At 66.6% G+C, this 13,602-nt stretch carries 12 protein-coding genes; 7 read left to right on the top strand and 5 right to left on the bottom strand.

The window, feature by feature from the left end; translation table 11 throughout:
* Window positions 1–53: 53 nt before the first annotated feature.
* The gene (locus tag AB0N75_RS12685; protein ID WP_364650227.1) at window positions 54–992 is read right to left on the bottom strand and encodes a zinc-binding dehydrogenase; all 939 of its coding nucleotides are present in this window, start codon (window positions 990–992) and stop codon (window positions 54–56) included.
* A 329-nt stretch (window positions 993–1,321) separates the two neighbouring features.
* Between AB0N75_RS12685 and AB0N75_RS12680 the strand changes: the two genes are divergently transcribed.
* The 5 genes from AB0N75_RS12680 (at window position 1,322) to AB0N75_RS12660 (ending at window position 7,195) form a co-directional block, all read left to right on the top strand.
* A complete protein-coding gene (locus AB0N75_RS12680; RefSeq protein ID WP_364650747.1) occupies window positions 1,322–2,794 on the top strand; it encodes a fumarylacetoacetate hydrolase family protein in 1,473 nt (490 codons plus the stop codon).
* A complete protein-coding gene (locus AB0N75_RS12675) occupies window positions 2,770–3,459 on the top strand; it encodes a GntR family transcriptional regulator (protein WP_364650224.1) in 690 nt (229 codons plus the stop codon). Before AB0N75_RS12680 ends, AB0N75_RS12675 begins: the two co-directional genes overlap by 25 nt.
* A gap of 47 nt (window positions 3,460–3,506) precedes the next feature.
* Window positions 3,507–5,036, top strand: a complete 1,530-nt coding sequence (gene hpaE, locus AB0N75_RS12670; RefSeq protein WP_364650221.1) for a 5-carboxymethyl-2-hydroxymuconate semialdehyde dehydrogenase — start codon at window positions 3,507–3,509, stop codon at window positions 5,034–5,036.
* 31 nt (window positions 5,037–5,067) lie between these two features.
* Window positions 5,068–6,165 carry a 3,4-dihydroxyphenylacetate 2,3-dioxygenase gene (gene hpaD, locus AB0N75_RS12665; RefSeq protein WP_364650218.1) on the top strand — a complete coding sequence of 366 codons (1,098 nt, stop codon included), beginning with the start codon at window positions 5,068–5,070 and terminating at the stop codon, window positions 6,163–6,165.
* A gap of 181 nt (window positions 6,166–6,346) precedes the next feature.
* Complete coding sequence (locus AB0N75_RS12660; RefSeq protein ID WP_364650215.1) at window positions 6,347–7,195, top strand: Rieske (2Fe-2S) protein; 849 nt, start codon at window positions 6,347–6,349, stop codon at window positions 7,193–7,195.
* Between the two features lies 1 nt (window position 7,196).
* Here the strand turns inward: AB0N75_RS12660 and AB0N75_RS12655 are convergent, their stop codons facing one another.
* From AB0N75_RS12655 to AB0N75_RS12645, 3 genes are all read right to left on the bottom strand, one after another.
* Window positions 7,197–8,717, bottom strand: coding sequence for an MFS transporter (locus AB0N75_RS12655; protein WP_364650212.1), 1,521 nt, complete (start codon window positions 8,715–8,717; stop codon window positions 7,197–7,199).
* Between the two features lie 74 nt (window positions 8,718–8,791).
* A complete protein-coding gene (locus AB0N75_RS12650; protein ID WP_364650744.1) occupies window positions 8,792–9,328 on the bottom strand; it encodes a hypothetical protein in 537 nt (178 codons plus the stop codon).
* 16 nt (window positions 9,329–9,344) lie between these two features.
* Window positions 9,345–11,261, bottom strand: a complete 1,917-nt coding sequence (locus AB0N75_RS12645; protein WP_364650210.1) for a primary-amine oxidase — start codon at window positions 11,259–11,261, stop codon at window positions 9,345–9,347.
* A 151-nt stretch (window positions 11,262–11,412) separates the two neighbouring features.
* Here AB0N75_RS12645 and AB0N75_RS12640 point away from each other — a divergent pair, with 151 nt between their 5' ends.
* Both AB0N75_RS12640 and AB0N75_RS12635 read left to right on the top strand, forming a co-directional pair.
* Window positions 11,413–12,009: a TetR/AcrR family transcriptional regulator gene (locus AB0N75_RS12640; protein ID WP_364650207.1), complete on the top strand. Its 597-nt coding sequence runs from the start codon at window positions 11,413–11,415 to the stop codon at window positions 12,007–12,009.
* 198 nt (window positions 12,010–12,207) lie between these two features.
* Window positions 12,208–13,134, top strand: coding sequence for a helix-turn-helix domain-containing protein (locus AB0N75_RS12635; RefSeq protein ID WP_364650741.1), 927 nt, complete (start codon window positions 12,208–12,210; stop codon window positions 13,132–13,134).
* 6 nt (window positions 13,135–13,140) lie between these two features.
* Here AB0N75_RS12635 and AB0N75_RS12630 read toward each other — a convergent pair.
* Window positions 13,141–13,602: integrase core domain-containing protein (locus AB0N75_RS12630; protein ID WP_364650204.1), on the bottom strand; the 462-nt coding region annotated here is incomplete at its 5' end.

Below are 13,602 nucleotides of genomic sequence, written 5' to 3'. Positions count from 1 at the left end.
CTGGGCTGGAGGTGCCTTGGGTGTGTGGCTAGGGGGCCGGAGACAGTCCTGGATCAGTCGATCAGGGCGACCAGCCGGCCGATCACCTCACCGCGAGCCAGCTTGCCGATGCCTTCTCCGATTTCGTCGAAGGAAATCTGACTGATGTGGGCCGACAGCTTGCCGTCGGCCATCAACTGAAGCACGTCGGCGCAGTCCTGCAGCGTTCCTGCCTGGGAACCAATCAACTCCACTTCGTTCAGCGTGAGCTGCTGGAGGTTGATGGTGCCCTCGCTCCGCCCGAGCCCCACCTGGACGACGCGGCCGCCGCGACGAACGACGTCAACGGCGCCGGCGGTAGTGGTGCCGAAGCCAGCAAAGTCGACCACTAGGTCCAACTCCTTGTCGGCAAAGTCGCGGATGTCCTTGGCTACTGCAGTGGCACCAATTTCGAGTGCCATCGCGTGCACCTTCTCATTGATTTCGGCCACGTACAGTTCGGCGCCGTTGGCGACCGCCGTCTGCGCTCCGAGGGATCCGAGTCCACCCAGGCCAATAACCCCGACCTTCATCCCCGGCCTAAGCCCGCCCTGCACCATCATGGCGTGGTATGAAGTCATGCCCGCGTCCGTCGCGGCCGCGGCCTGGTCAAAAGGCACTCCGTCCGGCAACGGTGCCACCAACCGGGCGGGAGCCTTCACTTTCTCCGCAAAGCCCCCGTCAAGCGAGGTGCCGGGGCCTTCGATCGCGGCGGGAATGACGGCTCGGTCACCCACCGAGAAAGTAGTGACATCCGCACCAACGGCTGAGACAATTCCAGCTATCTCATGACCGAGCGTGATCGGCCGGAACGGAAGCAGCGCTGTCAACGTGCCGTCAATGAACCCGACATCGCTGTGGCACAGCCCAGCGGCCTTGATGTCCAGAACAACTTCATCCGCAGCAGGTTCCGGTGCAGCAACTAGATTGAGCGAGAGAGGTGCGTCGGTTTCTGTAAACTGCCAAGCCTTCATTTACACAATCACTTCCTTGAGCTGTACGCAGGCAACACCATGCGTATGCATCCACTCTAGTCTGTCCCCCCAGGGCTACAAGCCGGACAGCCAGTGAGCCTCCCCACCCGACCAAGGGGGCGGCATCCCCTGCACAAGGACTTTCCCTCCCCCCACATATCCCGACCACAAGAACGTAGCTATGGGGACGCCGCCGACCGACCGTTCAAGAAATGTTTCGCCATCCCTTGACGTGGCTTCCGCCACACGCGATGATGGATCGTATACGATTTCGTACTTCACAGGAGGATGCTTTGTCCGAAGGCAACGTCACCCAGCCCGCCGCCACCTTGCAGGCGGTGGATAGCAAGGTCCTGGAGGACGCCGGCAAGGTGCTGGCCGTACACCTCTCCTACAATTCCCGGGCAGCACAGCGCGGGCGGGTTCCCGCCAACCCGTCCTACTTCATGAAGGCTTCCTCCTCGCTGGCGCTGTCGGGCGGCACCGTGGAGCGTCCCGCCAACACCGAACTGCTGGCCTTCGAGGGTGAAATCGCCCTGATCATCGGCAAGCCCGCCCGCCGCGTCTCCGTCGAGGAAGCCTGGGATTACGTGGGCCAGGTGACCGCCAGCAACGATCTGGGCGTCTACGACATCAAGTATGCGGACAAGGGCTCCAACATCCGTTCCAAGTCCGGCGACGGCTTTACTCCGATCGGCCCGGCCCTGCTGCCGGCGGCATCGGTCAACCCGGACGCGCTGCGGATCCGCACCTGGGTCAACGGCGAGGTTGTCCAGGACGACACCACCGCCGGATTGATCTTCTCCTTCGGGCGGATTGTGGCCGATCTGTCCCAGCTGATGACCCTGCACCCAGGGGATGTCATCCTCACCGGCACGCCGGCCGGATCGTCCGTGATCGTCCCGGGCGACGTCGTCGAGGTGGAGGTAGCAGACGAAGCCGCCGGCCTGAGCACCGGCCGCCTGTCCACCACGGTCACCCAGGGCGAAGCGGAATTCGCCTCCTTCGGCAACACCCCCAAGATCACCGACCAGGACCGGATCGATGCCTTCGGCAGCGAAGAAGCGGCAGGCCTGGCCCCGGCTGTCACCGGCAAGTCCGCCCTGACCGAGGAGGTCAAGGCCAAGCTGCTCTCGGTTGCCACGGCCACCGTCTCCGGCGCACTGCGCAAGCGCGGGTTGAACAATGTCAGCGTTGACGGCCTGCTGGCCACCAAGCCCGGCCAAAAGGTCATCGGCACCGCGCGCACGCTGCGCTACGTGCCCAACCGCGAGGACCTGTTCAAGTCCCACGGCGGAGGCTACAACGCCCAGAAGCGCATCATCGACGCCATCGGCCCGGGCGAAATCCTGGTCATGGAGGCCCGCGGCGAGAAGGGCTCCGGCACACTCGGCGACATCCTGGCCCTGCGCTCCCAGGTGCGCGGCGCGGAAGCCATCATTACCGACGGCGGCGTCCGCGACCTGTCCGAGGTGGCGGCGCTGGACATCCCCACCTTCTACAACGGCGCCCACCCGGCGGTCCTCGGCCGCAAGCACGTGCCGTGGGACACCGACGTGACCGTCGCCTGCGGCGGCACCACCATCCAGCCCGGCGACATCATTGTGGCCGACGACAACGGCATCCTGGTCATCCCGCCGGCGCTGGCCGCGGAGGTCGCCGACGAGGTCGTGGAGCAGGAACGCCAGGACACGTTTGTCTTCGAGATGGTCAAGGAAGGCAACAAGATCGAGGGCCTGTTCCCGATGAACGCCGACTGGCGCGCCCGTTACGACGCATGGGTCGCGGAGCAGCCGAAGTGACCACCCTGGCCCCCAGCAAATCGCAGCAGGCTTACGAGCTGCTGCACGAGCGGATCGCCAAGGGCGAGCTGGTGCCCGGGTACCGGCTGGTCCTCGGCACCATCGCCGCGGAACTGGGCTGCAGCACGGTGCCGGTCCGCGAGGCGATCCGCCGGCTGGAGGCCGAGGGCCTGGTGACCTTCGAGCGCAACATCGGGGCGACGGTCGCAGCCGTTGACGCCGAGTTGTACCTGCACACGATGGAGACGCTGGCGGTGATCGAGGGAGCGGCCACGGCCCTGGCCGCGCCGCTGCTCTCCGCGGTGGACATGGCGGAGGCTCGGGCGATCAACGCCGAGTTGCGCCGCTGCCTGGAGGACTTCGATCCACCCCGCTTCACCCAGCTCAACGACAGGTTCCACGCCGTGTTGTACGAGCGCTGCCCCAATCCGCACATCCTGGATTTGGTCCACCGGGGCTGGAACCGGCTCAACGCAATGCGGGCCTCCAGCTTCAGCCACATCCCCGGCCGCGCCCGCTCCTCCGTGGAGGAACACGAACACCTGCTGGATTTGATCGACGCCGGTGCCAGCACCAGCGAGGTGGAGAAGGCGGCCCGGGCCCACCGGACCAACACGCTGAACGCCTACCTGGCCGCGGACGGCATGCCGCCCTCGCCCCTCTAGATCCGACCGACTACCCAAGACCGCAATCCCCAATGGAAAGGACCATCATGGCCGAGCACTTTGTTCCGGACAACCTGCCCACCCACCTGCAGCACTACATCGGCGGCAAGCTCGTCGACTCCATCGACGGCGATACCTTCGACGTGCTGGACCCCGTCACCAACAAGCCGTACATCAAGGCAGCTTCCGGCAAGGTCGCCGACGTCGCCGCGGCCGTCGCCGCCGCCAAGGACGCGTTCGAGAACGGTCCCTGGCCGACCATGCTTCCGCGCCAGCGCTCCCGCGTGCTGCACAAGATCGCCGACATCGTCGAGTCCCGCGGCCATGAGCTGGCCGAAATGGAATGCTTCGACACCGGGCTGCCGATCAAGCAGGCCCTGGGCCAGGCCCAGCGCGCGGCGGAGAACTTCCGCTTCTTCGCCGACCTGATCGTTTCCCAGCACGACGACGCCTTCAAGGTCCCCGGCCGCCAGGCCAACTACGTCAACCGCAAGCCCATCGGCGTTGCCGGCCTGATCACGCCGTGGAACACCCCGTTCATGCTCGAGTCCTGGAAGCTGGGACCGGCGCTGGCCACCGGCAACACCGTGGTCCTGAAGCCGGCCGAGTTCACCCCGCTCTCCGCGTCCCTGTGGCCGGGAATCTTCGAGGAAGCCGGCCTGCCCGCGGGCGTCTTCAACATCGTCCACGGCTTCGGCGAAGAAGGCTTCGCCGGCGACTCCCTGGTCAAGCACCCGGACGTCCCGCTGATCTCCTTCACCGGCGAGTCGCGCACGGGCCAGATCATCTTCGGCAACGCGGCCCCGTACCTGAAGGGCCTGTCGATGGAGCTGGGCGGCAAGTCCCCCGCCGTCGTCTTCGCCGACGCCGATCTGGAGGCAGCCATCGACGCCACCATCTTCGGCGTCTTCTCCCTCAACGGCGAGCGCTGCACCGCCGGCTCGCGCATTCTGGTGGAGCGGAGCATCTACGACGAATTCGTGGAGCGCTACTCGGCCCAGGCTAAGCGCGTCAAGGTGGGCTATCCCCATGATCAAGCCACAGAGGTCGGCGCCCTGGTCCACCCGGAGCACTTCGAGAAGGTCATGTCCTACGTGGAGATCGGCAAGCAGGAGGCCCGCCTGACCGCCGGCGGCGGCCGTCCCGAGGAGTTCCCGGAGGGCAACTTCATCCAGCCCACCGTCTTCGCCGATGTGGCCCCGGACGCCCGCATCTTCCAGGAGGAAATCTTCGGGCCGGTCGTGGCCATCACTCCGTTCGACACGGACGAAGAGGCCCTGGAACTGGCCAACAACACCAAGTACGGGCTGGCCGCTTACATCTGGACGAACGACCTCAAGCGGTCTCACAACTTCGCCCAGAACGTCGAGGCCGGCATGGTCTGGCTGAACTCCAACAACGTCCGCGACCTGCGCACCCCCTTCGGCGGAGTGAAGGCTTCCGGTCTGGGCCACGAGGGCGGCTACCGCTCCATCGACTTCTACACCGACCAGCAGGCCGTCCACATCAACCTCGGCGAGGTACACAACCCGGTCTTTGGCAAGGCCGAAGACGCCGCCGCCGTGACGGACGCCTAACCCTTATCCCTACCGCTCGAAGGAGAGAATCATGAGCAACGTCATCCCCAAGCCCTCCGTCCCGGCCCCGGACATCCTGCGCTGCGCCTACATGGAGATCGTAGTAACCGATCTGGCCAAGTCCCGCGCGTTCTACGTGGACCTGCTGGGCCTGCACGTGACCCACGAAGACGACGAGGCGATCTACCTGCGCTCGTTCGAAGAGTTCATCCACCACAACCTGGTGCTGCGCAAGGGCCCCATCGCCGCCGTCGCCGCCTTCGCCTACCGGGTTCGGAGCCCGGAAGATGTGGACCGAGCCGAGGCCTACTACAAGGAGCTGGGCTGCCGCACCGAACGCCGCAAGGAAGGCTTCGTCAAGGGCATCGGAGACTCGCTGCGGGTGGAGGACCCGCTGGGCTTCCCGTACGAGTTCTTCCACGAGGTGGAGCACGTGGAGCGCCTGCACATGCGGTACGACCTCTACTCCGCCGGCGAACTGGTGCGTCTGGACCACTTCAACCAGGTCACCCCGGACGTCCCGCGCGGCCGCAAGTACCTGGAGGATCTGGGCTTCCGCGTCACCGAGGACATCAAGGACTCCGACGGCGTGACCTACGCGGCCTGGATGCACCGCAAGGGCACCGTGCACGACACCGCCCTGACCGGCGGCAACGGCCCGCGCATGCACCACGTTGCCTTCTCCACGCATGAGAAGCACAACATCATCCAGATCTGCGACAAGATGGGCGCCCTGCGCATGTCCGACCGGATCGAGCGCGGCCCGGGCCGCCACGGCGTCTCCAACGCGTTCTACCTGTACATCCTGGATCCGGACGGCCACCGTGTGGAGATCTACACCCAGGACTACTACACCGGCGATCCGGACAACCCCGTCATCACCTGGGACGTGCACGACAACCAGCGCCGCGACTGGTGGGGCAACCCCGTGGTCCCGTCCTGGTACACCGAGGCCTCCCTGGTGCTGGACCTTGACGGCAACCCGCAGGAAGTCGTCGAGCGCACCGACAGCTCGGAGATGGCGGTGACCATCGGCGCCGACGGATTCTCCTTCACCCGCGAAGACGATGAGGACGGCACCTTCCGCGGCCAGGCCGCCAAGGGCTTCAAGATCGGCAACCAGGTCTAGTTCCTTCAGGCCCGCTTGAACAACGACGCCGGTGGGCGGCTTCCGTACGGAGGCCGCCCACCGGCGTATGCGCCCTTGCCGCTTCCGCCCGCCGATGGAACACTGGCAGCTATTGGGGGGCCGGTCAGCGGCCAGCGGGGCTGCCCGTTGGCCACCGCTCTATGGGGAAGAGGAAACGCCCATGTCTGCTCTGCACAAGCTGATGGCACGGATCGAACAAACCGAGGCCCTGGATAAGGTTGCCCAGCCGTTGGCCGGGCTGGTGGGGCGCCTCGTCAAACCGCGGCCGGTCCGGAACATCCTCAGCGGCAGCTATCTGGGGCATCCGCTGCACCCGCTGATGACCGACCTGCCCATCGGCGCATGGACCATGGCCACGCTGCTGGACACGGTGGGCGGCCGCCGCGCCGAACCCGCCGCCGATCTGCTGGTCACGGCCGGAATCCTGACGGCCGCGCCCACTGCCTGGGCCGGGCTCAACGACTGGTCGGACACTCAGGGCGAGGACCGCCGCGTGGGACTCGTGCATGCCGCCGCCAACGCGTCGGCACTGGTCTGCTTCACTGCATCATTGGTGGCCCGCCGCTGCGGCCGCCGCGGAATCGCCAAAGTGATCGCCTTGGGCGGGTTCGGCCTGTTGATGTCCGGCGGCTACCTGGGCGGCCACCTGAGCTATTCACGCGGGGTGAACGTCAACCACACGGCGTGGCGGGAGGGGCCGGCCGACTGGACGGGCGTGATGGCCGCGAGCGAGCTGGCCGATGGCACGCCGCAGCCGGCGCAGGTCGGCGACCTGTCGCTGGTCCTGTACCGAAGCGGCGGCACGGTCTGGGCCCTGGACAGCGTCTGCAGCCACATGGGCGGGCCGCTGGACGAGGGAACGGTGGACGACGGATGCATCACCTGCCCCTGGCACGGCAGCACGTTCCGCCTGGCGGACGGCAGCGTCGTCAGAGGCCCTGCCAGTTCCGAGCAACCTGCCTACGAGACCCGCGTCCGCGAGGGAAACATCGAAGTCCGCCGGCGCTGAATCAGCTGCCGGAGCGCAGCAGGGCCACCCTCGAGCCGCGGCGGGCGTCGGACACGGCAATTACCAGCGTGGCCACCACGGAGACAGCAGTGACACAGAGTCCCGCGGTGATCGCAGCGGTCCAGCCCGCCTGAGCCTGGACGGAAAAGGCGACGGCGGTGATCACCGCGATGCCCACCGCGGTGCCAATCCGCTGCGATGTCTGGAGCACTCCCCCGGCGCTGCCGGAATACTCCAACGGCACCTCGGCCAGGGTCAGCGTCTGGTTGGGGGTGATGATCAGTCCCTGTGCCATACCGATGAAGGACAACGTCAGCAGCATCCACCAGATGCTGAGCATGCCGGCCGCCTCCAGTTGGATGACGGCGATGGTCAGGCCCAGCCCCAGCAGCGCGCAGAGGATTCCGACGACGATCGACTGCCGCCCGTGCTCCAGCACTCGCCTGCCGGACCAGTGCGAAGCGTACGCGCCGAGCAGGGCGGCGGGCAGACCGATCAGCCCGGCCTCGAGCGCGGTGCCGCCCAGCCCTTGCTGGATATAGAGAGCCACCAGCACCCACACGCTGGTCACGCCCATGAAGTACAGGCCGGCGATCACGGAGCCATTCGAAAAGCTGTGCGTCCGGAAGATCCGCAGGTCCACCATCGGGCTCCGGCCGCGGCTCCGGTAGGCATGTTCCCACCACGCCCACAAAGCCAGCAGTGCCGCGCCGCCGGGGAGCAGCAGCCAGATCCAGGGCCCGGTCCCGCGTTCCACGAAAGGCAGCAGCAGCGCCAGCACCGCCAGGCCCAGGAGCACCGCGCCGAGCGGATCCAGGCCCCGATCGGCTGTGGCGGTTTCGGAGCGGGCGCCGGCGCGCTGCGGCTTGAACCACATCAAAGCCAGCACGATGGCCAGGATCCCGACCGGGACATTCACCAGGAACGTCCAGCGCCACCCCTCCTGCACGCCGACAAGCTCAATGATCATCCCGCCGAGCAACGGCCCGATGGCCACCGAAATGCCAATCACACTGCCGAGTGCGCCATAGGCCCGGCCGCGTTCGGCGCCGCGGAAGTACTGCTGGATCATGCCCACGGCCTGCGGATTCAACAGCCCGGAACCCAGCCCTTGCAGAAAGCGGGTGATGTTCAGGCTGAGCGGGTCGGGCGCCAGTCCGGCGGCGACCGAGGAGAGCGTGAAGAGCGCGACGCCCGCGATGAACAACGGCCCGCGGCCCAGGATGTCGCCTGCCCGCCCGGCGGCCACCAGCACCACACCGAAGGTCAAGGCGTAACCGGAAAGCACCCACTGCAGGTCCGAGTCGGAGGCCCCCAGCCCGATCTGGATGGACGGCAGCACCACGTTGACGATGCTGACGCTCACCAGCGACATGAAGATGGACACCAGCAGCACGGTCAGGATCCGCCAACGGCCGGGATCCGGAACGAAGCCTTCTTCGGCGCCGTCAGGACCGTCGGGGCCGACCGTAATGCTGGCGGCGGGACGGTTCTCTGGAACGGAGTTGGAGTCTGGGGTCACCCCCTATTCATACGCCGGGAGCACGACGCTGCCAAACGGCGGGGGACCTTGGTGCCGCCACACGGGCGAAAACGTCAGGCAGGCGTGAGCTTCTGCTGACGCTGGCGCAGCCGGTGCAGGTAGATGGCCGCGGACATGGCCGCCGCCAACTCCAGCAAAATGACGCCCAGCATCATTTCGGTGTGCGGAAGGGCTGCTGTCAGCGGCGCGGACCCCACGGCGGTCCCGGCGTGGCCTCCGGCCATCACCGTGCTGCCAGCGACTGCCGCCATGCCGTGCCCGGCGTGGGCCCCGGCATGGCCGCCGGCATGCGAGCCGGCCCCGGTCAGCAGCAGGGTGTGGAAGGCTGCCATGGCCAGCGCCGCCAGCATCAGCATACGAGCAGGTCCGGCCCCGCCGTGGCGCCAGGTTTTTACTGCGCACGGCAGGCAGAACGCGGCCATGGCCAGCATCAGCAGGCCCTGCCACGGCGTGTCCCGGTGCTGCCAGGCCATCCACAGATGGGCTGCGATGGATAGGAAGGCGACCACGGCGCACAGCCGGGCCAACGGCACAAGCCACGCCCCGCCGTCGTACGGTGCGGTGGATCTCAGCCGCGCAACCGCGGTCATCTCCACACCCCCCTGGTTAGCGGTGGCAGTGCCCGCCGGCGGCAGGCTTGCTTGCCGGCACGTCCAGCACGGGGCTGCGGTCGAAGAAACCATCCGGACGGAGCCTGAATCCGGCCGTGTCTACCGGCATAATAGGCCAGTCCTCCACCCGCGGGTAGTGGGTCAGGCCGAAGGTATGCCAGAGCACAATGTCCTCGCCGTCGATGTTGCGGTCCTGGGCCACGTAGGCCGGCAGCCCGGCGCCGCCGGCATGCTGGTTCACGAAGTCGCCGGTCGGGTAGCGCTCATCCTCGGCGTACTGGGTGACCCAGAGGTCCTTGGCGGCGAAGGCGGCACGTTTGGCCACCGACGACTCCGGGTCGGCCAGCAGCATGGGCTGGCCCTGCGGCAGCAGTTTGTAGGCCACCGGCTCGCCCAGCCGGTTGGTGGATTCCGGGTTGGAGATGTGCCAGGTCCGGCCGGCTTGCATGTTGGCTTCGCGGACGCCCTCGGACTCGGTCGCCAGCAGCGTGCGACGGCGGCTGAAGGCGTTGCCTCGCTCGTTGCCCTTGCCGAGGGGAACCCGCACCGCTTCTTCTTCCTCGACCCGGTTGGTGAAGCCGTCCAGCGCCATGTCCAACCGGGCGGAGAACAGGTGCTGGTGGAACGGCGCGCCCAGGCCCGGGGCCATCTCGGAGGCGTACTCGTAGCCCTTGCCCGGGTAGGCACTGGTGAACACGATACCGGTGGCCTTGGCCTCGAACTCGATGGTGCCGTCCAGGTAGAGGTACCAGTAGAAGCCGTAGTCATAGTTGCCGATGGTGGTGAAGAAGGAAACCACCATGCGCCGGTTGCGGCGGGTGTAGTTGATCCCGGTCCACAGGTCCGAGTGCTTGGCCAGGATGGAGTAGTCCTCTTCATGCATGCAGATGCCGTTGCGGATTTCCCGCGGGTTGCCGAAGCCGTCGGCGATCACGGGCGATAGGTAGGTGATCTCGCCGAGGCAGTCGCAGCCCAGTTCCAGCGAGTTGGCGTACTGGCCCACCAGGTATTCGCCGGTGTCGAAGTAGTTCTGCCAGGAGCGCACCGGCGACGGGTCGCCGTAAGGGACCACCATTTCCGCGATCGAGGCACGTTTGATGATGGAGCGGGTGCGGTCCCCGTCCTGGAAGCCGATGTTGTGCAGCACCACGCCCTCGCGGACGTCGAAGCCGACGTCGAAGGACCACTTCTCCCACTCGATGTGGTTGCCGCCGGTGACCGTGAAGCTGGGGCCTTCGGGCTGGGTGATCTCGATGGGCTTCTGCGTGGTGCGGAGCTCGCCGGTGAGCTCCGGATCCGTGTAGTTTCCGTGCTCGGCCGGGACCGGCATCGCGCCGAAGTCCAGCACCTGGTCAACGGTCTTGTTCACGATGTCCACGTAGGCCACCAGCCCGTCGATCGGGTGCGCCCAGGCACTGTCCTCGGGGAAGTTTTGGTAAAACGCCAGGCCGCGCAGGATCCGCCGGCCCTTCTCCTCCGGGTACTCGAACACCCCGGCAGAGAGCGGAGCGACCCGCACCTTGTCGATCTCCAGACCGCGGCCGGCAATGGCCTCCAACCAGCGCTCATCGGTGGACAGGATGGCTTCAACAACCTCGAACTCCTCCTCCAGCACCGGCAGTTCACCGGTCACCGAGGTGTCCAGTTCGGCCACGGTCAGGACCTTGCGGGAAGTAACGGAGACGGTCACGTCCTTCGGCGCGGCACCGGTGACATCGAGCAGGAAAGCCCGGAAACGCCGGTCTTCGGTCGCTCCGCCGCCGCGGCGCGGCGGGTCCAGCAGCCCGAGGTAGGCGAACCGGGTGTTCTCCCCCGCCAGTCCCGCCTCGGCCAGGACGGCGCGGACGGCGGTGATTTCTTCGGCGGAGGCCAAAGCGTAGGAGGAAACAGTGGCGGCAGCAGCGGTGGTCATAGCGGCCCTTTCACGAACGACTAGAGGAAACGCGGGCCGGAATGCATCTGTGATCGACACCACGTTCTTTTTTCTATGTTCGTAGAGAATAACCCTCAGTAGGATTCATGGCAAGGGTTTTTTCTACACACGTTTTATCAGGAGGCGGCCGGTGCCGAAGATCGTCGACCACGACCAACGCAGGATCGAACTGGTCCAGGCCACGTGGCGGATCGTCGCCCGGCACGGCATCGACGGCGCCACCATGCGGGAAATTGCCGCGGAAGCAGGCTTTGCCAACGGCGCCCTGAAGCCCTACTTCCCCACCAAGGACGACCTGCTGGCTTTTGCCTTCGGCTACGTTTTCGATCAGACAAACCGCCGGGTGGCCGACTCCATCCGCGGGCACAGCGGCCTGGACGCCCTGCGCCGCTACTGCATGGAAGTCCTTCCCGTGACCGACGTGACCATCAGCGAGGCCCGACTGGTCATCCCCTTCTGGCAAAAGGCCCTCAACGACCCGGACAAGGCCGCGCTGCACGCCAACTCGATGGAACGCTGGCGCGTGGACTTCATGCGCTTCCTCGCCGAGGCACGGGAGGCAGGCGAAGTCCACAGCCAGGCCAGCGACGACGTCTTGGCAGGGCAGCTCATGTCCTTCCTGCTCGGAGCGCAAATCACCGCCTCCCTCACCCCGGACCACCACTCCCCCGAACAATTGACCGAACATCTGGACAGCTGGCTCCGAATGGTCGCGGCCGATTCCTGATCACTTCTTTTTTCGCCGGTTGTGGAAAATAGATGACAAGGCGGACGCGCAGGCGCTAAGGTATGGGGAATGTGTCGCGAGACACACCCGATCCAGGTTCCAAGCGAAGGGGCCACCGTGACGATTACCTATCCCGAGCGCAGCACCCACAGCCAATCCGGCACCGCCAGTGACTCCAATGGCCCTGCGCCGTCCGCCGTGCAGGTTGCCGAAGCCCACTCATTCTCCGAGTGGAACACGCTGATCTCCGAGTCCTTCGTGCCCCTCCAGGCCCGGACCAGCTCCCCCACCGGTTTCCGCGGCCGCCTGCGATCCCGCGTCCTCGACGAACTGTCGGTGGTGGAAGTGACCGCGAACAGCCACAAGGTGCTGCGCACGCCGGCACTGATCACCCGCTCCGACCGCCTTTACTACAAGCTCAACCTGCAACTCTCCGGCACCGGCATCCTCATCCAGGACAACCGTGAAGCCGCGCTGCGCCCCGGCGATCTGGCCGTCTATGACACCCACCGGCCCTACACCTTGGAGTTCGACGACGACTTCCGCACCCTGGTGCTCATGTTCCCGCACGACGCGCTGGACCTGCCGGCCGATTCGGTCGCCGAACTGACCGCCGTCCGGATGGCCGGGGACGCCGGCATCGGCCGGATGATCAGCCCGTTCATGGTGCAGCTGGCGGACAACCTCGAGCTGCTGTCGGGCCCCAGCGGCCACCGGCTGGCCCATAACGCCGTAGACCTGCTGGCAACCCTGTTCGACAGCGAGCTGCACAGCGGGGACGGGCCGCCGCAGCGCGGCCACCATGGCGAGCTGCTGGCGCGGATCCGCCAGCACATCGAAGCGAATCTGGGCGACCCGGAATTGTCTCCGGCAGCCATCGCCGCGGCCCATTTCATCTCCACCCGGCACCTGCACAGCATCTTCCACGACGCCGGCACCACAGTCGCCGGGTGGATCCGCGCCCGCCGGCTCGAACGCTGCCGCCGCGACCTGCGCGATCCGTTGCAGGCCGACCGCGCCGTCGGCGCCATCGCCACCCGCTGGGGCTTCACCGATGCAGCCCATTTCAGCCGGGTCTTTCGCAGCGCCTTCGGCGTCCCGCCGAGCACGTACCGGCGCGGCTAGCTGTACTTAGACAGCAGGTTGTTTACACCGGCTGATGGGTGGGCGGCCTCCGATGGCACTGTGTGCCCGGTGGTGGTTGTAAAAGTCTAGCCATGTCGGCAGGGCGTCGGTGCGTTCCTGGTTGGAGGCGTAGGGGCGGCGGTAGGCCCAGCCTTCCTGGAGTGTGCGGTTGAAGCGTTCGGCTTTGCCGTTCTGCCAGGGGTGGCGGGGCTTGATCAGCTTGTGCTTGACGCCGAGTTCATTGAGCGTGTCCTGGAAGTCTCGGGACTTCCGGTAAGCCCAGGCGTTGTCGGTCATCACGCGTTGGACCGGTGCCCCGTGTGCAGCCATGAACGCGGCGGCGCGTTGCAGGAAACCGGCGCAGGTGGGGCCTTTCTCGTCCGGCAGGGCCTCGGCGTAGGCGAGCCGGGAATGGTCGTCTACCGCGACGTGGATGTAGTCGAAACCAATCCGCCGCTCCGAGGAGCT

The sequence above is a fragment of the Arthrobacter sp. NPDC089319 genome (genome assembly GCF_040684925.1).
Classification (GTDB): Bacteria; Actinomycetota; Actinomycetes; order Actinomycetales; family Micrococcaceae; genus Crystallibacter.
The sequence above is the reverse complement of the archived record's forward strand: the minus strand, read 5'-3'. Positions and strand labels throughout refer to the sequence as shown.

What these genes read in the sequence shown, in the direction of transcription:
- AB0N75_RS12685 (WP_364650227.1), bottom strand. Translation starts at nt 992, where the DNA reads ATGAAGGCTTGGCAGTTTACAGAAACCGACGCACCTCTCTCGCTCAAT.
- AB0N75_RS12675 (WP_364650224.1), top strand. Translation starts at nt 2,770, where the DNA reads ATGGGTCGCGGAGCAGCCGAAGTGACCACCCTGGCCCCCAGCAAATCG.
- hpaE (WP_364650221.1), top strand. Translation starts at nt 3,507, where the DNA reads ATGGCCGAGCACTTTGTTCCGGACAACCTGCCCACCCACCTGCAGCAC.
- hpaD (WP_364650218.1), top strand. Translation starts at nt 5,068, where the DNA reads ATGAGCAACGTCATCCCCAAGCCCTCCGTCCCGGCCCCGGACATCCTG.
- AB0N75_RS12660 (WP_364650215.1), top strand. Translation starts at nt 6,347, where the DNA reads ATGTCTGCTCTGCACAAGCTGATGGCACGGATCGAACAAACCGAGGCC.
- AB0N75_RS12650 (WP_364650744.1), bottom strand. Translation starts at nt 9,328, where the DNA reads ATGACCGCGGTTGCGCGGCTGAGATCCACCGCACCGTACGACGGCGGG.
- AB0N75_RS12645 (WP_364650210.1), bottom strand. Translation starts at nt 11,261, where the DNA reads ATGACCACCGCTGCTGCCGCCACTGTTTCCTCCTACGCTTTGGCCTCC.